This window comes from Paenibacillus sp. sgz302115 (assembly GCF_056120445.1).
In genome coordinates this window covers 96,657-117,776 of sequence record NZ_JBVYOK010000016.1, presented here as the reverse complement: position 1 = coordinate 117,776, position 21,120 = coordinate 96,657, and the positions used below count along the sequence as shown (strand labels likewise).

12 protein-coding genes and 1 pseudogene are annotated in these 21,120 nt (G+C 48.9%); 2 read left to right on the top strand and 11 right to left on the bottom strand.

Features of this window, described 5'->3' with window-relative positions:
- Positions 1 to 118: 118 nt before the first annotated feature.
- On the top strand, positions 119 to 4,603 hold the full coding sequence (locus tag AC0LWN_RS24455) for a helix-turn-helix transcriptional regulator (RefSeq protein WP_474669954.1): 4,485 nt from the start codon (positions 119 to 121) through the stop codon (positions 4,601 to 4,603).
- A gap of 50 nt (positions 4,604 to 4,653) precedes the next feature.
- Here AC0LWN_RS24455 and AC0LWN_RS24450 read toward each other — a convergent pair whose 3' ends face one another.
- Complete coding sequence (locus AC0LWN_RS24450) at positions 4,654 to 5,232, bottom strand: TetR/AcrR family transcriptional regulator (protein ID WP_474669952.1); 579 nt, start codon at positions 5,230 to 5,232, stop codon at positions 4,654 to 4,656.
- A 172-nt stretch (positions 5,233 to 5,404) separates the two neighbouring features.
- On the opposite strand from AC0LWN_RS24450, the gene AC0LWN_RS24445 reads away from it, so the two are divergent.
- The gene (locus AC0LWN_RS24445) at positions 5,405 to 6,385 is read left to right on the top strand and encodes an NADP-dependent oxidoreductase (protein ID WP_474669950.1); all 981 of its coding nucleotides are present in this window, start codon (positions 5,405 to 5,407) and stop codon (positions 6,383 to 6,385) included.
- Positions 6,386 to 6,444: 59 nt separating this feature from the next.
- On the opposite strand, the gene AC0LWN_RS24440 is transcribed toward AC0LWN_RS24445, so the two are convergent.
- The 10 genes and pseudogenes from AC0LWN_RS24440 to AC0LWN_RS24395 all read right to left on the bottom strand — a co-directional run bounded on the left by AC0LWN_RS24440 (position 6,445) and on the right by AC0LWN_RS24395 (position 21,095).
- Positions 6,445 to 7,923: an Lsa family ABC-F type ribosomal protection protein gene (locus AC0LWN_RS24440; RefSeq protein ID WP_474669948.1), complete on the bottom strand. Its 1,479-nt coding sequence runs from the start codon at positions 7,921 to 7,923 to the stop codon at positions 6,445 to 6,447.
- A 483-nt stretch (positions 7,924 to 8,406) separates the two neighbouring features.
- Positions 8,407 to 11,457: a beta-galactosidase, LacZ type gene (lacZ, locus tag AC0LWN_RS24435; RefSeq protein WP_474669946.1), complete on the bottom strand. Its 3,051-nt coding sequence runs from the start codon at positions 11,455 to 11,457 to the stop codon at positions 8,407 to 8,409.
- 20 nt (positions 11,458 to 11,477) lie between these two features.
- Positions 11,478 to 12,302 carry a carbohydrate ABC transporter permease gene (locus AC0LWN_RS24430; protein WP_458966341.1) on the bottom strand — a complete coding sequence of 275 codons (825 nt, stop codon included), beginning with the start codon at positions 12,300 to 12,302 and terminating at the stop codon, positions 11,478 to 11,480.
- Positions 12,302 to 13,168: a carbohydrate ABC transporter permease gene (locus tag AC0LWN_RS24425; protein WP_458966379.1), complete on the bottom strand. Its 867-nt coding sequence runs from the start codon at positions 13,166 to 13,168 to the stop codon at positions 12,302 to 12,304. Before AC0LWN_RS24425 ends, AC0LWN_RS24430 begins: the two co-directional genes overlap by 1 nt.
- 133 nt (positions 13,169 to 13,301) lie before the next feature.
- Positions 13,302 to 14,603 (bottom strand): ABC transporter substrate-binding protein, encoded by a 1,302-nt coding sequence (locus AC0LWN_RS24420; protein ID WP_474669944.1) that lies wholly within the window; start codon positions 14,601 to 14,603, stop codon positions 13,302 to 13,304.
- Positions 14,604 to 14,902: 299 nt separating this feature from the next.
- Positions 14,903 to 16,666, bottom strand: a complete 1,764-nt coding sequence (locus AC0LWN_RS24415; RefSeq protein WP_474669942.1) for a sensor histidine kinase — start codon at positions 16,664 to 16,666, stop codon at positions 14,903 to 14,905.
- A gap of 21 nt (positions 16,667 to 16,687) precedes the next feature.
- Positions 16,688 to 18,223: a response regulator gene (locus AC0LWN_RS24410; RefSeq protein ID WP_474669940.1), complete on the bottom strand. Its 1,536-nt coding sequence runs from the start codon at positions 18,221 to 18,223 to the stop codon at positions 16,688 to 16,690.
- 208 nt (positions 18,224 to 18,431) lie between these two features.
- Positions 18,432 to 18,887 (bottom strand): acetyltransferase, encoded by a 456-nt coding sequence (locus AC0LWN_RS24405; protein ID WP_474669938.1) that lies wholly within the window; start codon positions 18,885 to 18,887, stop codon positions 18,432 to 18,434.
- A gap of 125 nt (positions 18,888 to 19,012) precedes the next feature.
- Positions 19,013 to 19,495 carry a GNAT family N-acetyltransferase gene (locus tag AC0LWN_RS24400; protein ID WP_474669936.1) on the bottom strand — a complete coding sequence of 161 codons (483 nt, stop codon included), beginning with the start codon at positions 19,493 to 19,495 and terminating at the stop codon, positions 19,013 to 19,015.
- A gap of 224 nt (positions 19,496 to 19,719) precedes the next feature.
- A pseudogene (locus AC0LWN_RS24395) lies at positions 19,720 to 21,095 on the bottom strand (MFS transporter).
- Between the last annotated feature and the right edge of the window lie 25 nt (positions 21,096 to 21,120).

The following is a 21,120-nucleotide window of genomic DNA, read 5'->3' as shown; positions in this document are numbered from 1 at the left end:
AATAAGACATGCTCCTAGAATAAAGCCATTACTTAAAATTCTCTATACCTAAAAAGAAGTATCTTCTATTACAATAGAATGTAATCGCTAGTTAGCCCAACAGTAGAGGTGTCGGAGAATGAAAGTAGACCAACGATTTGACAGTGTTACCGGAAATACAAGACTTGAGCAACGTGACTCCGGTGTAATATCGGGGCATGATGCGGGTATGACGCTTAGGGAATTTATGCATGAGCAAACCTGCATGAATCCAGAGGCGTTTCTCGCACTCGCCAGATCCATCGTGGCCAGTGTCCTGCAGCTTCATCAGCAACAGACCCTTCATCTCGATTTACGGCCGGAGCGAATCGTTGTTCGTTCCAATGGGCAAGAGGCCTATTTAATAGATTCAGGTTATGCGGTGCATCGTTCGGATGACGGTTATGTCCGTCCGCCTGGCTACAGTATGCCTGACGCAGGCCTGCCCTATTGCTCACCCGAGAATACAGGCAGAATGCTGCGGACGGTGGATGAGCGCAGCGATCTATATTCTTTAGGTGTTATTTTCTATGAAATTTGGGCCGGACATTTGCCTTTTCTGGCCGAGGGTCCGCTCGAATGGGTGTACCTGCACCTGACACAAGTCCCTCCTCCGCTGACTCATGAGCATAGGCATTTGCCTGATGGCCTGGAAGCTATTGTCATGAGATTGCTCGACAAAAACCCGGATAATCGCTATCAGAATGCCGGCTTTCTATTGGCAGACTTAGATAAAATCGGACGTTCTCACGATACCTTTGTTATGGAGCCGGGGTTTCATGGCAGAGAGTATGAAATGTCAATGCTGAACCAGGCCTTTTATTCCGCTTGCTTCGGGTCAACAGAAATGGTCTACATATCAGGTGAAGCCGGCATCGGCAAAACCAGCATCATTGACGAGGTTTTTCGAAAGCAGCGGCATGCCCGCAATTTTTTCTATATCACCGGAAAGTTCGAGCAACTCTCCAAAGAAAGCCCTTATCATCCGATCATTCAAGCCTTTCGTGGATTAATGCGGCATTTGCTGGGTGAACGCAAGGAGCAGTCGGAGCTGTGGAGACTTAAGCTGCAGGAAGCACTTGGAGCAAGCGCCAACGTGATTACTGCGATTATTCCTGAAGCCGAGCTGATCCTTGGCGCCACACCGGCTGCAGAAGAGCTTCCGGCCAATGAATCGAAGAAACGTTTCATCTATGTTTTTCGCAAATTTGTTCAGGCGCTGGCTTCCAAAGAACATCCCCTTGTCCTGTTTATTGACGACCTGCAATGGGCGGATTCTTCGTCGCTGCAATTAATTCATGCGCTGCTATGCGACCCGGAATGCCAATATTTGCTGTTTGTCTGCACCTATCGCCATAACGACATCGACCTCAGCAAGCTGCCGGGGTACGAGCCGGACGGAAGCGTTACCGACCAAGCCGTGATCCGCCATATTCATCTGTCGCCGCTGAGCCTTGAGCAGATGAACCATATCGTGATGGAGACGCTGAATTGCAAGGCGGATGCCGCACTGTCCTTAACAGAGCTGCTGTATCACAAATCAGGCGGCAATCCCTTTCATTTCAAGCAAATTTTGCTGCACCTGCAGGACGACGGCATTCTGCAATACAACCACGGAAACCAAAGCTGGCAATGGAATTTGGGGCAGATTATTGGTCAGGAGCCTAACTATGCCATCAATGATTTAATGGAGCACAGATTTCAGCGTCTCTCGGGTGCCGCGCAGGAGCTGCTCCAAATTGCCGCTTGTGTGGGAAGCACCTTCCACCCGCATTTGATTGCCTACGTTGCCAACCGGAAGATCGGGGAGGCCATTACTGAATGGGCCGCGATTGAAGCCGAAGGGATGATTTTGCCATATGATACAGATAAATTCCGGTTTGCCCACGATAATATCCAGAAGCTGATTTACAGTCAGATGGATGATGAAGCGAAACAGGCCATTCATATTCGCATAGGCAAAAGCTTGCAGGATGACGGGTATGAAGAGACTTCATTTGATGTCGTCAACCATTTGAATAGAGGCTCAAGCCGAATAACGGAAGCAGTGGAGATCCTTGAGCTTGTACAATTAAACCTTGCTGCGGGAATCCGCGCCAAGGCTGCTTCCGCCTACGATGTTGCGCTGGGGTATTTCAGAAAAGGGGTAGAGCTTCTGCCGGCAGAAGCTTGGAACAATGCCTTCGAGCTCTGTTTCGAGCTGCATGCGGAGCAAGCGGAATGTGAATATTTATGCGGAAATTCCAAGGAGTCTGACAGGCAAATCAATTTCCTGCTTGATCATGCGCGCAATACGGCTGAGCGGAGCAGGGTGCAAATGATCCGGATCATGCAATACATAAATCAAGGCAAATATTTAGAAGGCACTGCACTTGGTCTTGAGAGCCTGCAGGAGCACCAAATTATCATTTCGCCCAATCCGGGTAAATTCGTCCTATTAATTGAAGCAATGCGAATTGAGGTGCTGCTGCGCAAGCGGTATGACAAGCTCGCTGATTTGGAGGAAATGTCCGATAAAGACCGGATTGCCGCAATGAATCTCATTCTGGCGATAATTCCTTCAACCTTTTTCACGAATAAAAAGATCTTTTTCCTGCTGATCTGCAGAGCCATTCAATTATCCCTGAAATATGGAAATACCCCTGTTTCCGCCGCCGTTTATTCCGCTTATGGCATGCTTTTGGGGAATGCCTGGGGCAAATATGACAAAGGTTATGCCATCGGCAAGGTCGGTATGGAGCTTTCCGAGCGGTATAACATTACTTCAGTTAAAAGTAAAACCTACACCATGTTCGGCGGAGTACTCTGCCAATTTGCCGGAGATGCCCGTGAAGGTGAGGGTTATTTGGCCAAGGCGCTCCGCTTCGGTCTGGAATCGGGGGATTATGTATTTGCCAGCTATGCCATTGGTGCGCACATTAATTCACTCTACACCCGAGCACCATTAAGTGAGCTTGCAAGAACGATAGCAGAGTATATGGTGATCCTGGATACCACAAATGACGAGTTCGTGAAGCAGAACTTTTACCTGTATCAGCAATTCATTCTTGCCCTTCAGGGCGGGACGTCAGCGCCGGACTCCTTCAACAACGCGGGCTTTGACGAAGGGGATTTTCTGAGCCGGATTCAGATGGAGGAGACTTCAGCCACCACCTTTTTTCAATACAATACTTATAAAGCTCAGCTGTGCTATTTGCTTGGCAATCATGCGGAAGCCATACGCTGGGCCCGGCAAGCGGAGCCTTATGAAGACTACGCCACACACCTGCCGCATTTGCCGGAATGCCTTTTATACGAATCACTCGCGTTATTGGCCGGTCCTGCTCAGTCATGGAAAGAGGCCAATACTAAAAAACGCCTGCTAAGCAATCTCCAGCGTTACAAAAAATGGGCAGCGCTCAGCCCGGATAATTACCGGCCCAGATCCGATCTCCTTCAAGCCGAATTTGCGCGTGCCTCCGGCGAATTCATGAGGGCTGAGGATCTGTACGATAAAGCCATACGCGGAGCGAGAGAGCAGGATGATATTCAAATAACAAGCCTTTCGGGTGAGCTTGCCGCCAGCCATTACTGGAGCCGGGGCAATAAGAAAACTGCTTTATTTTATTTGCAATTGGCCTTCGAGGCATATACTGAGTGGGGTGTACAAGTGAAGCTGACACAGGTGGAGAAGCTCCTGCAGCACTGGCAGCAGCGTGAAAATGCTGATCCGGCATCCGAGAGCGTACCAATTCCGGCGGGACGAAGTGCTCTAGAGCATACGGCAGAAGTAGCTGTCCATGGTAATCCTGGTCATGTGCCTGGTGCTTTTGACAACTTCGATCTTGCGGCGATCCTCAAAACAACTCAGGCAATAACCAATCAGATGGACATCGACACCGTGCTTGCGGAAATTATGAATACCATAATGAAGTATGCAGGTGCCAGTAAAGGCGCTCTGCTGATGGGCAGTAATGATGGACTCTACATACAGGTATATGCCGATACAGAAGCAAAGGTTGCCCCGGTGCCTATGGAAATGAATGACAGCTCCCTCTTGCCGGAAGGCATTATCAGATACGTCTTCCGCACACAGGAGGATGTCCATTATACCGGAGGCGAGGATAGCTGGCTGATTCATAACCCGTATATTGCGAAACACCGGCCCGGGTCCGCACTGTGTATTCCAGTAACCGTCCATAGTAATATGCTTGGCGTGCTTTATCTCGAAAATAAGCTGGCAAGCGGTGTATTCGCAAAGGAACGAATGGCCGTCCTTCAGGCGATGGCGTCAAATGGAATCTTGATATGCATGCTGCAGAACTCGGCCGAGCAATCCGCTACAGAACCAGGGATGGCTGAAGAATCCTCGCCTTTGCAAGAGACAATGGAAGAACCCCTCACAGACCGTGAGCTTGAGGTGCTCGCCTTATTGGCAGCAGGATTGTCCAATAAAGAAATCGCCGACCAGCTGATTATCGCCATAGGCACAGTAAAGGTCCATGTAAAAAACATCTTCGCCAAGCTAAAAGTCAACCGCCGCACCAAAGCCATCGTCCAGGCCAAGGAGCTTAAGCTGCTGGATCAGAGCAAGTGGCATTCTTGAGAAAAAAAGCCGAGCAAATGTCAGGAAAAAATCCTGCATCTGCCCGGCTTTTATTTGTTCAATACGCTATTTTCTTCGGACATTTGCAATTGAAACCGGTTCAGCAGATTCCAAAATTGTTCAACCATGACTGCCGCCGGATACGGCATCGAACGGATAATCCACCATTCCAATAAACCCACTCCCGCTGAAATTAAAAATTGCACCGTAATGTCCCTGTTCAACTCCCGATCGAGATTGATCGAATCCAGATGCTCGCTCAGACTTTGCCGGAATATTGTCTCCATTTGATTTCGGAAAACCATGCTTCCCTTGCTCGTCAGCATCATGGAATAGAAAGAAGCATGCTGCTCCAAATATTCAAATGTGCGCAGAAGCGCGGCTTTGGAAGTGAGATGAACGAAGCCCTCTTCAGGCATACAACTATGCAGTAACTGGTTTATTTGAGCTTCCGTGCACTGATCGCGCAAATCGTATTTGTCAGCGAAATGCAGATACACCGTTCCCCGATTGACATTCGCTGCCTCCGCAATTTGGTTGATCGTTATGCTCTCGAAGTCCTTTTCCGACATCAGCCTCAAAAAAGCATTCATAATCGCTTGCCTCGATTTTTGAATACGCCTGTCCATATCTTTCTCCCCCTTTAGCCCATTTAAAATGAACATATCTAAACCCTCTGTTGAAAAATCAACAACCGGGCTTGCTTTAACCATTGAACACCATCTGCCGCCCTGATACATTCACAATATAAAACTTATGTTAAAAATTCAACATATGTTCAATTTATAAGGAGGCTTAATCATGAAAGCTATTGCTTTGACAAGCTTTGGAATCCCCGAAGCACTAGAGGAACTGGAAGTGCCGGTTCCCGTACTTACGGACACACAGGTTCTCGTCGAAATGCGCGCCTCTTCCATCAATCCCGCAGATATTCAATTGCGCAGCGGCGCGATTCTTCAGAGTCCGATGGCCGACAAATTTCCGGTTCATTTGCCGCTTGTACTTGGTATTGATGTAGCCGGCATCGTAAAAGAGGTTGGCGCAAAAGTGCGTCATTTCAAGCCGGGCTATCGTGTTATGGGCATGGTTCCGATGGGCTCCTACATGGACTATGTTGCGGTGGAGGAAGATCACCTTGCCGTTATCCCGGAGAGTCTTTCCTTCGAAGAAGCAGGCGCCGCGCCTACGGTTGCCCTGACAGCTTGGCAAGCGCTGTTTGAGTATGGCCGTCTTCAGCCCGGACAACGCATCCTTATTCAAGCCGGAGCCGGAGGTGTGGGACATGCGGCGGTCCAGTTAGCCAAGCAACATGGAGCATATGTTATCGCAACTGCGAGGGACTATAATCATGATTTCGTTAAAGGGCTTGGTGCGGACGAGGTGTTCGACTACACAAAAGTCGACTTTGCCGCCAAAATAACCGCACCTGTCGATATCGTGTTGGATTCTGCTATGGACCCTTCCACCTTCGGAACCGGGCTGCCAGGAGATATCGGAGAGAAAAACTACTCGGTTATCAAGGATGGCGGCACCTATATTTCAGTGGTGGCATTTACGATCAATCAATATCGGGCGGTCCGGGGCATTAACGCGCATTTCTTCCAGGCAAGACCCAACCGTGCCGATTTTGAATCCATTCTTCGCCATATGCAAAATAACAAGTTGAATATCCACATCAATGAGACCTATCCCTTTACTGCTCAAGGCCTGCTTCAGGCGTACCGCAAAAGCGAAGAGCTGCCGAAACGGGGAAAAGTCGTCATATCGAAAAGCATGGGATAAACATCCTGCAAAAATAAAGCATGGCGGTGCTGGGTTCCCCCTCACCGCCATGCTTTTAACTACATAGATATAGTTTTTGTTGCAACTGTTTGTTGAAATGCCTGATCATGCTCAACAATAACCATTGTGGGATTAAATCTTTGAATAAGCTCTTCAATCTGCATGCGCGAATAAATGTCAATAAAATTTAACGGTTCATCCCAAATATATAAATGAGCTTTTTCACATAAGCTTTTGGCTATAAGCAGCTTTTTCTTTTGTCCACCAGAATAATGAGCTATGTCTTTCTCAAATTGAATCCGGTCAAAATCCATCTTGCGCAGGATAGATTTAAATAACGTTTCATCAATCTCATGCTCCTCAATAAAGTCCGATAACTGTCCCTTCAAATGAGAAGTATCTTGCTCGACATAGGAAATAACGAGGCCTGAGCCTAAATTCATTGAGCCTGTGTGCTGTATCGGATTTCCCATAATTAGCTTCAAGATACTGCTTTTCCCGCTTCCGTTCTTTCCATCAAGTACAATCCGGTCACCTTGTTCAACTGTAAAGCTAATTGGCTTATTCACTATTTGGTCATCGTACTTAACAGACACATCAGCCAAAACAATCAACTCATTTGACGGAAATTCCAAGGGTTCTAATTTTAACGACTCGGTTTTTTCCACATTTTTTAGCAGCTTTGACTTTTCCTCAATAGCCTTTTGTTGCCTTGATTCAAGGTTCTTTGCTCTCTTCATCATCTTTGCCGCTTTATGTCCTACAAAACCCTTATCCAGCTTAGAACCCGAATTCGTTGTCCCGTTTTTGGAGGCTTCCACTTGATTAGACCAGCCTGCTGAACGCTTCGAAGACTGTTTTAATCTCCCGATGTCTTTTTGCAGACGCTGATTTGTTGTCTCTTCGTGTTCCTGCTGTCTATCAAAATTTAACTTCCAAGAAGAAAAGTTACCGCTTTGCACTTCAATATTTGCCCTGTTTATAGATAAGATATGGTCAACGCATCCATCTAAAAAGAATCTGTCATGAGAAATTAGAATAAACCCTTTTTTCTTCCTTAAATAATCAGAGACCGTCTTTCGTGCCTCAGTGTCTAGATGATTGGTTGGCTCATCAATTAATAGAAATTGACCCTCAGTCAAAAAAAGTGCAGCAAGCAACACCTTCGTTTGTTCTCCATTTGATAATGTATTAAATGGCCGGTACATGACCTCGGCATCTACATTTAGATAGGAGATTTCACGAAGAAATTCCCAATCTTCTGCTTGGGGGCAAATTTCCTCACAGATTTCATGAGTGTACTTGTTTTTATCCGAAACTGGATAAGGGAAATAATTAAATTCTACCGAGGAAGTGATTTTCCCGCTATACTCATACTTCCCTAATAATAAATTAAAGAACGTTGTTTTACCCCGCCCGTTTCTACCGATAAATCCAAGCTTCCAATCCGTATCTATTTGAAAATTTACACCTTCAAAAATATTGTCAAAGCTGCCTGGATAAGAAAACGTTAAGTCTTGAACTTGTATCATTGACATGATGATTCCTCCTTTGTATATCAACACTTTTTACTTTTTATACAAAGTCGGTATATCCATCACTACATTTCTCCGTATAAGCTTGATGGATATTAACGACTTATACGGAGTATTACATGCGTAACAATAGTGTCTGAATCGCTCATTTTTATCTCTCCTTTACTCAAAAAATCCTCCCAATTTATAATTGGAAGGATTAGTCTTTGGGCTTATAATAAGTTCTTTGTTGCCACTGGAATCATGACAAATAAAGAAAACTGATCTATAAAAATGGATAGACTAACCCTATATTTTGTAGTTTGAAGTTATTCATTTCAAATAAAAATATAGATTAGTTAATCATTGTCCATCCATCAGTCCTCTCATAAATGTATTTTTAGTTTAACAAACTTTTTTATGCAATACAATTCAGCTTCTGATACCGACCTCAATCCCCTGTATTCAGGACCAAGGCCGGTTTATAGCTCTAATTAACCTAATATGCTAGTTCTCTTCCGTTCCCGCACTTGAAATAAAGAACTCATATTCAAGCGTCTGGTCCGAAGGAATGGTGTATTCCTTGTGCACCGGCGCTCCCCAGCTGTCGTCTCCACCTACGCCCATTTGTCTGCCTGCCACGGTCACTACGGTGTAGTGAACCTGCGGAAGCTCGAAGGCATGGCCGGCATGCTCCAGCTCGAACGCTGTGTACGGCGACAGATTGCATTCTACAGGCGCAGTTGCCGGGGCTGAGATTTGCAGTCCGATTCCCGCATTGTCGGTAATCTTCACACGGCGTACGCCAGTACGGTTACCGGACTCCTGCGGAACAAGATAACGGGACGGCAGCTCCTGCACCTTCCGGCTGAACACACCAAGTCTGGCGCCGAACGCACGATCGATATAATTCTCTTCCGGTCCCATCGCGTACCATTCACTCTGGCTGTAGTCAGCCGTCATTTTAAATGACAAGGCCACCATCGGCAGATCCGGCAGTCCGGCAGCGCCGGTATAGCGGGTATGTACCCGGACCGTTCCGTCACCGTAGACGGTATAGGCGGTCTGCACCGCCAGATCAGCATGAATGTTGAACCTGTAGTCAAAGGTTACTGTAACAGTCCCTTCATCTTGTGCCAGGCTCACATCAACACATTTACGCGCCAGGCTGGCGGCATACCAGCATCCGGCATGGTAGCCGAGATTCGTTCCCTTGTCATTGTCGGTCGTTGCCCGCCAGAACAGCGGTGCCGGAGGGGCCGCAATCAGCTCACGGCCGTGGTAGTTCAGCGATACCAGTGAACCCACTTGCTTGGAGAACAGCACAGTGAAGTTTTCCCCGAGGACGCCGATCTGCACATCCCCTTCCACAACCTTCAATTCACCGGCAGCCTGCTCTGCCTCTGCATCTGCCTGCACAACGAAGACAGACTCTCCAAAGGCGATTTCATATCCTTCTTCGGCCCACAGCTCCGCTTCTTTCAGCAGCAATGAGGCTTGTATGCTGTATTCGCCCGGTGTCTCGTCCAAGTTCGGCAGCTCTATCGGCACCAGGATTTCACTTTGCGGCGCCGCGCTGGCCTCTGCAGTCCAAGTACCGAGCAGCTCGCCTTCACAGTACAGGCTGTATTCCAGCGAAAGATGTTCCGTTCCCGCGAACAAGCTCTCATTAATGAGGCGGATGCCTGTCTTGGCCGGCTCCAGCTTGTAGTTCTGGTATAGGAATTTGACCTCCTGCAGCTTCGGCGTCCACTCCCGGTCGGCATACACTATGCCGTTGCCGCAGAAGCTGTAGTCTGTCGGCCGGTCCCCGAAATCTCCGCCGTAAGCGAAGTACTCCCGTCCATAGCGGTCTTTGGTAAGGATCGACTGATCAATATAGTCCCAAATGAACCCGCCCTGGTACATAGGGTATTTATTCTCCAGCTCCGTGTATTTATGCATGCCGCCAACTGAATTGCCCATCGCATGCATGTATTCGCAGCTGATATAAGGCTTCTCCGGACTATTGTTCAGGTATTCTTCGATATCTGCCGGCTTGGCGTACATGCGGCTCTCCATATCACTTGTAGCATCATAGTCGCGGTTGTGGAACACGCCCTCATAGTGGACAAGGCGGCTGTTGTCCCGGCTGCGGAACCAGTTCGCCGCATCGAGAATGACTTGTCCCGCATACGACTCGTTCCCGCAAGACCAGATCAGAATGGACGGGTGATTCTTATCACGCTCCACCATAGATACGGCCCGGTCAAGAACGATGTCCCGCCAATCCGGGTCATTGCCCGGAATGTTCCACGAAGGCTCAACAGCGCCCATCTTTTGCCACGAGCCATGGGTTTCCAGGTTCATTTCATCAATAACATAAACGCCGTATTCATCACACAGCTCATACCATAACGTCTGATTCGGATAATGCGACGTGCGTACAGCATTAATATTGCTTCTTTTCAACGTCTGGATATCCCACAGCATATCTTCGCGGGTGATGTTCCGGCCTTGGCGGCAGTTGAATTCATGGCGGTTGACGCCTTTGAAGACAATGCGCTTGCCATTGATGCACATCAGCTTGTTCTTCAGCTCGAACCGGCGAAAGCCGGTCTTTTGGACCACATCTTCAACGATATTTCCCTGCGCATCCGTAAGCGAAATGCAGAGTGTGTACAGATACGGGTTCTCTGCGCTCCATGGCAGGACATCGGCAACCTCTCCCGAAAGAGTAAGCTTCTGCCCGTTAAAGACGCCCCTACTACTCAGCCGTACCTCCCCGGCTTTATCCTTGAGCTCAAGCCTGGCGCTGACAGCCTCCTGCGGAGTATCAAGTAGCTGCATGAGCACAGTCAGGCTACCTTGAGTATACGTATCATCCAGCTCTGCTCGCACCTCAAGGTCCCGGATATGGTGCTTCGGAACAGTATACAGATAGACGTCGCGGAAGATGCCTGAGAACCGCCAGAAATCCTGATCCTCCAGCCAGCCGCCGGTGCTGCGCTGATACACCTCAACGGCCAGCTTGTTTTTGCCTGAACGCATATATGGAGTCAGATCAAATTCCGACGGGGTGAAGCTGTCCTCGGCATAGCCGACGAATTCGCCGTTAAGCCAGACATAAAAAGCCGATTCCACCCCTTGGAAGGAAATAAACAGCGGTCCGTTCTCAAGATTCGCCGGCAGGCGGAATTCCTTCACATAGCTGCCGACCGGGTTATGCTCCTGCGGGATATGCGGCGGACGGACATCACTGAGGCCATCCCACGGATACATTGTATTGACATATTGCGGCCGGCCAAAGCCCTGCAGCTGGATATGTCCGGGAACCTGGATACTGTCCCAGGCCGAGCAATTATAGCTTTCTGTAAAAAATGCTTCTACACGGCTGGCCGGATTCGGCGCATAACTGAATTTCCAGCTCCCGTTCAGGCTGTAGCGCATATCCATCGGTGCTCCGGCCTCTGCTTCAGCCATGTTCGAATAATAACGGTGGTCCGAATGGGCCTCCAGCCGGTTCACCTTGAATACGCCCGGATCCTCCAGCCAGTTCAAGCTTGGACTAACTGTCACTTCCAATCCCTCCTAATGTGTTATTTCACGGAACCAACCATGCCGGCGACGAACTGCTTCTGCATCAGGAAGAAGACGAGTGCTGTCGGAAGTGTGGAGATGACCACCGCAGCCATAATAACACCGAAATCCGGCGAGTAGCTGGAGCCCAGATTGGAGATCAGAAGCGGGATCGTCCGTTTCTCCGGAGTCTGCAGCACGATCAGCGGCCAGAGGTAGTTATTCCAGCTGGACATGAACGTAATAATGGCAGCAGCGGAATAAGTCGTCTTCATGGTTGGAACATAAATACGGAAGAACAATCCCAGCTCTGACAATCCGTCCATCCGTCCGGCTTCCAGAAGCTCTCTCGGGAACATCTTGGAGCTCTGACGGAAGAAGAAGATCAGAAACGCCGTTGTGAAGGTCGGGAGAATAACCGCAGCCAGCGAGTTCACTCCGATAACCGGAACCGTACCGGTCAGCTTCGAGAACATTTGATACAGCGGAACCATCAGCGCGGCGAAAGGAATCATCATGGACAATAATAACAGATTGAAGACGATATCCTTCGCTTTACTGCGGTAAATTTCAAATCCGTATCCGGCCAGTGACGCAATCAGCAGAGCCAGAATAGTTGTCATCAAGGCAATTTTCAGTGTATTCCACAGTGCCGGCACCAGGTTAATCGAATCCGTCAGCTTTCTAATATTTTCGAACAGGTGAGTACCGGGGAGCATTCTTCCCTGAGTCACATCCACTGAAAGATTCGTCGCGCTGATAATCATCCACACAAACGGAAAAATCGACACGATCGCCACAATAGTCAAAAACACATAGATAGGGGCACGTCGCAGTGTTCTCATTACTTATCATCACCTGCCAATTTGATTTGAAGGAAGGACAGTATAATAATCATGACCACGATAGAATACGACACTGTAGCCGCATATCCAAAGTCAGGCGTGTACTTGAACGAAAGATTGTAAATATATTGGGAAATGGAGAGCGTCGCGTTGCCGGGACCTCCCTTGGTAATATTCATAATTTCATCGAACAATTGCAGCGTACCGATGGTCGAGGTAATCGACGTAAAGAGAATGATCGGCTTGAGCAACGGTACGGTAATCGAGAAAAATTGTCTCGGGCCCGAAGCACCGTCAATTTTCGCAGCTTCATAAATGGAGTTGTCGATGTTCTGCAGCGAGGAGAGGAAGAAAATCATATTGTATCCCGTCCAGCGCCAGGTAATTGCAATAATAATGGTGACTTTAGCCCAGAAGGGATCAGAGATCCACTGGATCGGTTCGGATAAAATATGCAGGTTCATTAAAGCCAGATTCACCAGTCCGTCATTGCCGAACAGATATTTGAATACGACGGAATAGGCTACAAGCGAGGTTACACAAGGTAAGAAAATCGCAGTACGGAAAAATCCCTTAAAGCGCAGCTTGCTGTCATTAAGCAGTACGGAAATAATCATCGCAAAGATGATCATGAGCGGCACTTGCACAATCAGGAACAGGAAAGTATTCTTGACTGCGGTAAAAAAGGTTTTGTCGCTGAACAGCCGTTTATAATTGCTCAATCCGTCAAAGTGAAGATTTGCTCCCGCGCCCGTTTTGAAGGACAGCAGCAAAGCCTGAATCATCGGATAGAAGTAGAACAGGCAAATCATGAGGACAGCCGCAGCAATAAATAACCACCCGGTAAGCTTTGCGCGGTTGCGCATTGTATGGTTCACAGCTCTCAATCCTTTCTCTATATAGGCGTGAGTCAAAAAAAACAGAGAAACTGCCGTCTCCCGCCACGGCGCAACCGGCCGGAACGGGAGGACAGCGGAGCAATCAGATGTTACTAGGAACTTACTGGATTTGTGACTCTGCCTGGGACTGGGCGTCGCTAAGTGCTTTATCTACAGACGTGCCGTTCAGGAAGTTCTGCATTTCAACCTTGAGGATATCTTCAATCGCATAAGTGTGCATGCCGTAGTTCACTTTAGGAATTTCTGCAGTCCATTTTGCGAAGTCGGAGATGATCTTTTGTCCGCCGAAGAAGTCGTCTGCAGCAGCGTAAGCTTTGCCTGCAGCAGCCGGTTTGTAAGTACCGATAACACCTACGTCAGTCACAAGCTTCTGGTACAGGTCAGTATTGGAACCAAGGGTTGCCGCCAGGAACTCAATGGCTGCTTCTTTGCCGTCGTTGTTAAGCACATACCAGGAGCTGCCGCCCAGGTTGGATGCATGTACGGAGCTTGCCACATTTTTGAGTTTAGGGAAAGGCACGACCGCCCATTTGCCGGACTGGTCAGCTGCCGATTTCACCGAAGGTGTAATCCAGTTACCGGTCGGAACGGAAGCAACAGCACCGCTGTTGAAGCCGGCCAGGAATGAGCTCCAGTCGGAGTTAATCTTGACGATATTCGCATTCATCAGCTCTTTGTAGGTTTCGAAGGCTGCCTTAAGGACCGTATTGTCCTTCAGGTCAGGTGTTGTACCGTCGCTCTTCAGGTACCAGGAGCCGGCGGACTGGATCATCATCCGGATCAGCCCCAGATCGTTCGGGTCCTGGGTCAGCATATCCTTGCCGGTCTTGGCTTTAACTGCTTTACCGATTTCAATGTACTTCTGCCAGTCGATATCCTGAAGATCGTCAACTGTGTAGCCTGCCTCCTTGAGATAATCCGTACGGACATAGAGACCTACAACGCCGGAGTCGAACGGAACACCGTATTGCTTCCCGTTAAAGCTGGTTGGCCCGATCTTGTAGTCAGCGAAATCAGCCGGCTTGATCGCATCACCAAGCTCCTGGAAAGAGTCTGGATACGTTTGCAAGAAGCTTTGTGCACGGTAATCTTCGATCAGAACGATGTTCGGCAGACCGGAAGCTGTACCCGAGTTGAGGCCGGTGTTCAGCTTTTGGATGATATCATCCTGTGCATATTCGACAACGTTGATTTTGGCATCGGGATGGTCTTTCACATAAGCGTCCTTCGCCAGATTCATCGCAGCGATATTGAAATTTTTGTCCCATGCCCAGACCGTAATTTCCTTGGTGGCGCCTGTGTTCCCTTGATTCGCTGTATTTGCCTGGTTATTGGCGTTACTAGAGCAGGCCGTCAGCAGCATAAATCCTGCAAGCAGAAGAGCGGAAGCTGTTTTCTTCATGTTATATATCCCCCTAACGTATATTTGAAAGTGCTTTCTTTTAAAGAATATCATTCGGGTCCTTAATTTCGTTAGAAATTAATTTAGTTAAAATAGTGATATTATTGTCTTTGTATCCGCTTCCACAGCGAATAAATTAGTACTTATTTTCTCCTTTCGCACTTTTTTTAGGTCAAATCCGTCCAAATCAAACCTCATATAAATCCTTATATTTGCAAAAAAACCGGCGCCCTTGATGCGGCGCCGGTTCACAGCGTGCTTAGCTAGTATGCTGCAAAAACAACCGTTCAATCCGTAATTCAGCAGGGAATTTTGATAGAAACTTTCGTCCCCTGGCCCGGTGTGCTGGAAATGGATACGCCATACGGCTCACCGTACAGCAGTGTCAGCCGGTCATGAACGTTGCGGATGCCGATACCACTGAACAGCTGCCTGCTGACAGAAGAGGCCGGAATCTCCTTCTTGTTATCCAGATCCATCCCGTCTCCCGTATCAACCACCTCGCAATGCAGCGTATCGCGGTCCTTCATAATGGTGACATAGATATTACCCGAGTTCTTTATATTAAACGCGTGAAAGAAGGCATTCTCGATAAAAGGCTGGAAAACCAGCTTCGGCACTTTGGCAGACATACAGTCCGGTGAGACGAAATAATCCACCTTGATGCGGTTGCCGTTGCGGATCTGATTAATGTATACATAATGCTTCAGATTGATCAGCTCTTCTTCCACGGTAATCGTCTCATTCACATTGCTGATGGTGTTCTGCAGCAGGGAGATCAGCGCATGAATTGTCTCAGTCGCCTGCTCCTTGCTCCCTCTCTGCACCAGAATATTGACCGACGCCAGCGTGTTATAGAGAAAATGGGGATTAATCTGCTGCTGAAGCGCGGCCAGTTCAGCCTTCCGCTGCTCCTTCTGGGTCTCCACCAGCTGGCCGACATAGTCATTCAGTTCTTTGAGCATGTAATTATATGCCGTACTCAGCTGCCTTGTTTCATAGGTACCGGTGACCGACATATAGTTATGAAAATTCTTTTTCGTGACATTGGACATTTTTTTGACCAGTGTGCGCAAGGATTGGGTCAGCTTCTTGGTCAGGAAATAGATGACAAGCACCGCTACAGCAGCAATTGCCGAGGCGATCAGAAATATCATCTTCTTGTCCAGCAGCGTGCCGATGGTCTCATTTTTATCAATCAGATTCACCAGATAAAAGTTGTAGGACGGTAAATAATCGGCCAGCACGATAACCTCACGCCCGCCGATCGTCTGCTCCTCGGTAGCGAGATTTGACTCGGCGATATGCTTCGCACTTTCCAGCAGGGCAGGGGACAACTGGCCGATCTGCTCAGTACGGTTGCTGGACACAATCCGGCCCTCAGTATCCAGAAACATTACATCATTGCCCTGGCTCGTAAAGCTGGCGTAGTTCTTGCGGAAATCACTTTCCCGGGTGAACATGTACAGCGTGCCGTAGGGGCTGGTAAGGCCGGGAGCGGTCAGTGCCTTGGCGGCAATCAAATAGCGGTTCTGCGAATTGAACGGGCTGGCATCCATGAAGCTGTAAAAGAGCTTTCCGTTATGCTCCTTTGCGGCTTGGGTAATCGGATTATTCTTCAGCTCCTCCGAAGATCCCGACCAGTAGGTAGTATCGCTGGTATAGCTTCTTCCGTTCACCCCCAGAATAGAGAGGCCGATACCAGCTCCCATGCCGGATTGAATGCGGTCCATCTGATCACGCATACCGTAATACCGTTTGAAATTCGCCAGCGAATTGACATCCTTCTCGGTCATGAAGCTTTTGATCACGCCGCTCTGCCCGACATTGATAGCTGTATTGACAGCTGCGTAATGGGAGTTATCCAGCGCGCTTTTGATCTGGTCGATAATTTTGGAATTCGTAATACTGAAGGTCTGCACGAACAGCTTTTGTGACATTTGCACCGTTACCCCGGTAATCAGAAGCGTTACGAGAATGATGCTGATCACCATGACGACGAATATTTTACTGAACAGGCTCTGATCCCTGAGCTTTCTAAGCCACTTCTCCACTAGTCCCATTTCTGGCGCCTCCCTGCTGCATTATCCTTTCCGGTATTGGCTGGGCGAGATGCCCATCAGCTTACGGAACACTCTGGTGAAATAGCTGTGGTCTGAATAACCCACGAGACTGCTGATATCGGAAATGGACAGACCGGGATTTTCTTTCAGCAGCAGGCATGACTTTTCGATCCGCACCCGGTTTAAATATTCGTTGAAGCCCTCTTTGTTATGCAACGCAAAATAGTTGGACAGATAGGACGGGTTGAAATGAAACTGCTTGGCGACCTCAGTCAGCGTAAGCTGGCCTGAATAATGCTCGTCGATGTACAGCAGAATCTTCTGCATTGCCGGTGTCCCGCTGCGGTTCATGGTTACACATTCCGTGGCATCCTGCAAAAACTGCTCCAGCCGCGCCTCAGTTTCGCCGATATGCCGGGCTTCATGGATGATGCGGAAATACTCGTATTTGCTGTCATCCAAGGTCCGGGCCTCGTAATGGAAATGCAGCAGCATCCCGATGATCTGGAACATGCTGTGGCACAGGAACGATTTGAACTCGAACATTCCCGTATCTCTCCGCCCGGACATCGACGACACATATGAGCTTAAGCGGCCAAAAGCTAAATCGAATTCCTGCCGGTTCAGCTCGGCAGCGAACGCTTCCTGATCAAAAACAGGGCCCGGCCGTTCCCCCTCTCCGTTATCCACCAGCAGACAGCGGTCCGGCAGGAAGAACCGGCGGTCCAGCAGCTTCATCAGATCATCTGTATAAACCGTATGCAGTTCATTCAGCTCCGTGAAGGTCCGGCTGACCGCCAGATTCTGGAACATATTCGCCCGTATACCAGCCGTGAATACCTGATCCGCAAGCGTAAGCAGCGCCCCCCGCCCGTCAGCATCCAGATTAAACAGCAGGCGGATATGCCCCTCCAGCGGAGACAGCCGGCGGCAGGCCGCCCAGCCTCCGCTTTGCATCAGGGAGCGGAAGCTGCTCTCCAGCCATTCCTCCTTGCGGCTAATCCCTGCGGCATCGTCGCCAATGTCTGCAAGCAGCAGCACGTAGCCCGTAAAGGGGAATATCGCCTGCAGCGCTTCCGCTTCGTACTCCACCGGAAAGCCGGAGACCAGCTTATCCAGAATGTAGTCGGCGGATTGCCGCTTGTCGCCCCGCCAGTCAAACTGAAGCAGCGGAATACGCTGTGCGGTCTTTTTCAGCACGGCCAGCAGGGATGCCGCCTCCAGCTTGGGCTTCAGTATATAGTCGGCCACCCCGCTCTGGAAGGTCGAACGAACATATTCGAATTCACTGAAGCTGCTGAGCACAATCACTTCAATCTCCGGATACATCCCCTTGACGAGCCGGATCAGCTCCTCACCGTCCATCACGGGCATAACGATATCGGTCAGAATAATATGCGGCCGCTGCAGCTCAATCAATTCCAGAGCCTCCCTGCCGTTCGTAGCCTCTCCCGCAATCTGAAACCCTTCCCCTTCCCAGTCCAGCAGATGAATAATCCCCTGCCGCACCAGCATCTCATCGTCCACCACCAATATTTTACAGAGCGTTGTTTCCATGGATTCTCCTTTTTGGAACGAAAATACGCTAAAAATTAAAATGAACCCCGCTTAATTAAGGGGGCTTCATCTCATAAATCCATTTATTTCCATCAGAAATGAAACAGCTTTCATAATCTGTTTTAAATTATAGGTATAGGTTGGGGGACTGTCAATTGGGGATCATTTACCTGCATTGTTATACTCCGATACTTTAGGGTCGTTCCCGTTAAAGTGTAACCCTTCTATACTCGAGGTGAAGTAGGGGAAATGGTTTGCCCGAACTATCCAATTCCGACCGCCCAATCTGTAAAAAACCAAATCGTTTGTAGAATGCGCATGCTCCATCGTTTTGCTCATTGACATCCACTTTTAGATTGCTTCCTTTTATATCTTGGGCGTGTTTTATTAATCGGCTGCCTATACCCTTTCCGTGGTATTTTGGGTCTACGAATAGCATCTCTATGTTTGTTCCGTCAAGCCCAATAAACCCTGTCGGCTCTTTATCTTCATTCAATTCCACCCAAATCTCAACTTCTCTTAACGCTCCATTTTGAACCATGTTATGGTAAAATTGAATATCCTTTTCCGTCAAAAATTTATGAGTATGACTCACAGCCTGATACCAAATCTTCACTAATTTATCATGGTCTTTTTCTTGATAGGTGACAATTTCATTTAACATTACTCATCCTCCATTAGTTCAATTGTCAGTGGTACAGATCGCACTCTAATTGGGGTAACACCCGTTAGTGCGATTATACCAGTTTCAAAAAATATATATTAGATAGCGTAATAGAAGCTCTTGAATCATTTTAGTTCCAACTCCATAAACACATCCGCTCTTACATAGGGCATGGGCCCGATCTGCTCAACAGGAACGTGCTTGAACCCGACCGATTCGTAAAGATGAACAGCGTTTGGCAGCTTGGTGCTACTGCCCAAAAAGAGCGATGTTGCGCCAAGCCCGCGTGCGCGGTTAATGGCGGCATGGATGATTCTCCGTCCGTATCCGCGCCCCCGCAACCCGGATGTAACGCTCATCTTCGAGAGCTCGAACACACCGGCCCCAGTCGGTAAGAGTGCAACGCATCCGATGATCGAATCGCCATCGCGTGCGATGAGTACGTCTCCCCCTTTGTTCACGATGTTCTCCACTGGGTTATTGAGGATAACCCGGTCCTCCTCTTCGATGGCAAAAAGGAGGGTGATCCATTCCTCGTTAAGTGTTTTGAAGGCCCGAGCCTCTTCCGGCGTCTGCATCGAAGTGATCGTGAGCTCTGTTTCAAGCATGCTATCTTTCCTCCTCTTGTATGTTTAATTTCCACTATAGAATTAACCAAACGACTGATCAATGTCAACAATTCAATTATGACCATATGCAAGAGTCGATTGTTCTCAATTAAATGCTTGCCGAGCAACTGGCTCGTATACCGGTTACCCGCCACGCCATTGGTACCGACGACAAATAACATACTGACGATCTTCCCGCTCTGAGCTTCGCATCCTCCCCAGCGTTATGATGTCTTCTTCACCCTACGATCCAAAACGACAATAGCAAAAGCCAAGACGACAGCCAAACCGGCCGAGGTCATAACTGCAGACAAACCGGCATTATTCAAAACGAATGCTCCGAGTACGGCACCCACACCGGAAGAGGAATTGAACACGGTCGTATACACGGCTGACGCCGGTATCGCCGCCTCCCCACCTGTTCGCAATACCCATGTATGGATACCAATAAAAAGTATCGAGATTGCCGCGCCCCAAACAACGAGCAGTGCCAACACTGGCCCTAACCCGGAGCTCAGCCCGAATGTGCCCAGACCAATGAGCGATATGCACATAAACAGTAGTGATACGGCGATGACCGTCTTCATGAAGCGGTCAATCAGCGCCCCGGTAAGTACATTTCCAAGCAAGCCGGAGGCCCCGAAGCCAAAGAGCAGAGCGGCGATCATAGCGGGAGCAATGCCAGGGACGCCTTTCAGATACGGCTCGATGTATGTGAACGCTCCAAAATGTGCAGCTACCGTGAAGATCGCCACCGTATAGACGCGCCACAGCTTGCCGCTGCGCAGCACACTGGCCAAGGTGGCGAATCCAACTGATCCTTCGGCCTTTATTTGCGGCAGCACAATGACCATTAACAGCGCCGTGAGCATGCAGGCCGCGACGAGGGTGCCAAATGCCAAACGCCAGCCCCAGGTCTGTCCGATCAGGTTGAGCAGCGGAACACCCAGCACGTTTGCAATCGACATGCCGCCGAAAACGATCGAAGTCGCCAGGCCTGTCCGGTTCGGAGGAGCCATCTGTGTCGCAAGCGCGGCCACCATTGCCCAAAAAACGCCATGCGACAGCGCCCCGATAACCCGCGCCAGCATCAGAGCCGGGAACGAATGGGCGATCATCGCAAGTCCGTTCGCGGCAGCCAGCACCAGCATCAACCCGATAAGCAGCGGCTTGCGCGGGAACTGGTTCGGCAGTACGGCGGACAATAGCGCACTGCCTGCGCCAATCAGCGCATAAGCCGTCACGATGAGCCCTACCGTTGCGGGACTGCGCCCAAGATCGGAAGCGATAGACGATAGCAGCCCGATTGGAGCAAATTCGGTGGTAACAACAGTAAACATCGCAATGCCGAGTACAACGATCGCCAGCCAGCTGCGAACGCTAGATTTCGACGGTTCGGCTTGATTCAAAGCAGCCTTAGACACAGTATCCCTCCGTATTGATCAACCATATTAAATACCAATTGGTGCATAATAAAAATGGCGATTTGCAAATCAGCCGCTACTTCTGTAAGCAGCCCAACAATAACAAATTCGCTCGTCCCCAGCACAAAGGTTAAGAGAAACAAATTCAACGTCAACAACTGTTGATTTCTTGTCAACACTCCATCCCCTCTCCCCCTTCTC

What these genes read in the sequence shown, in the direction of transcription:
- AC0LWN_RS24420 (WP_474669944.1), bottom strand. Translation starts at nt 14,603, where the DNA reads ATGAAGAAAACAGCTTCCGCTCTTCTGCTTGCAGGATTTATGCTGCTG.
- AC0LWN_RS24415 (WP_474669942.1), bottom strand. Translation starts at nt 16,666, where the DNA reads ATGGGACTAGTGGAGAAGTGGCTTAGAAAGCTCAGGGATCAGAGCCTG.
- AC0LWN_RS24450 (WP_474669952.1), bottom strand. Translation starts at nt 5,232, where the DNA reads ATGGACAGGCGTATTCAAAAATCGAGGCAAGCGATTATGAATGCTTTT.
- AC0LWN_RS24445 (WP_474669950.1), top strand. Translation starts at nt 5,405, where the DNA reads ATGAAAGCTATTGCTTTGACAAGCTTTGGAATCCCCGAAGCACTAGAG.
- AC0LWN_RS24440 (WP_474669948.1), bottom strand. Translation starts at nt 7,923, where the DNA reads ATGTCAATGATACAAGTTCAAGACTTAACGTTTTCTTATCCAGGCAGC.
- AC0LWN_RS24455 (WP_474669954.1), top strand. Translation starts at nt 119, where the DNA reads ATGAAAGTAGACCAACGATTTGACAGTGTTACCGGAAATACAAGACTT.
- AC0LWN_RS24410 (WP_474669940.1), bottom strand. Translation starts at nt 18,223, where the DNA reads ATGGAAACAACGCTCTGTAAAATATTGGTGGTGGACGATGAGATGCTG.
- AC0LWN_RS24425 (WP_458966379.1), bottom strand. Translation starts at nt 13,168, where the DNA reads ATGCGCAACCGCGCAAAGCTTACCGGGTGGTTATTTATTGCTGCGGCT.
- AC0LWN_RS24400 (WP_474669936.1), bottom strand. Translation starts at nt 19,495, where the DNA reads ATGCTTGAAACAGAGCTCACGATCACTTCGATGCAGACGCCGGAAGAG.
- AC0LWN_RS24430 (WP_458966341.1), bottom strand. Translation starts at nt 12,302, where the DNA reads ATGAGAACACTGCGACGTGCCCCTATCTATGTGTTTTTGACTATTGTG.
- AC0LWN_RS24405 (WP_474669938.1), bottom strand. Translation starts at nt 18,887, where the DNA reads ATGTTAAATGAAATTGTCACCTATCAAGAAAAAGACCATGATAAATTA.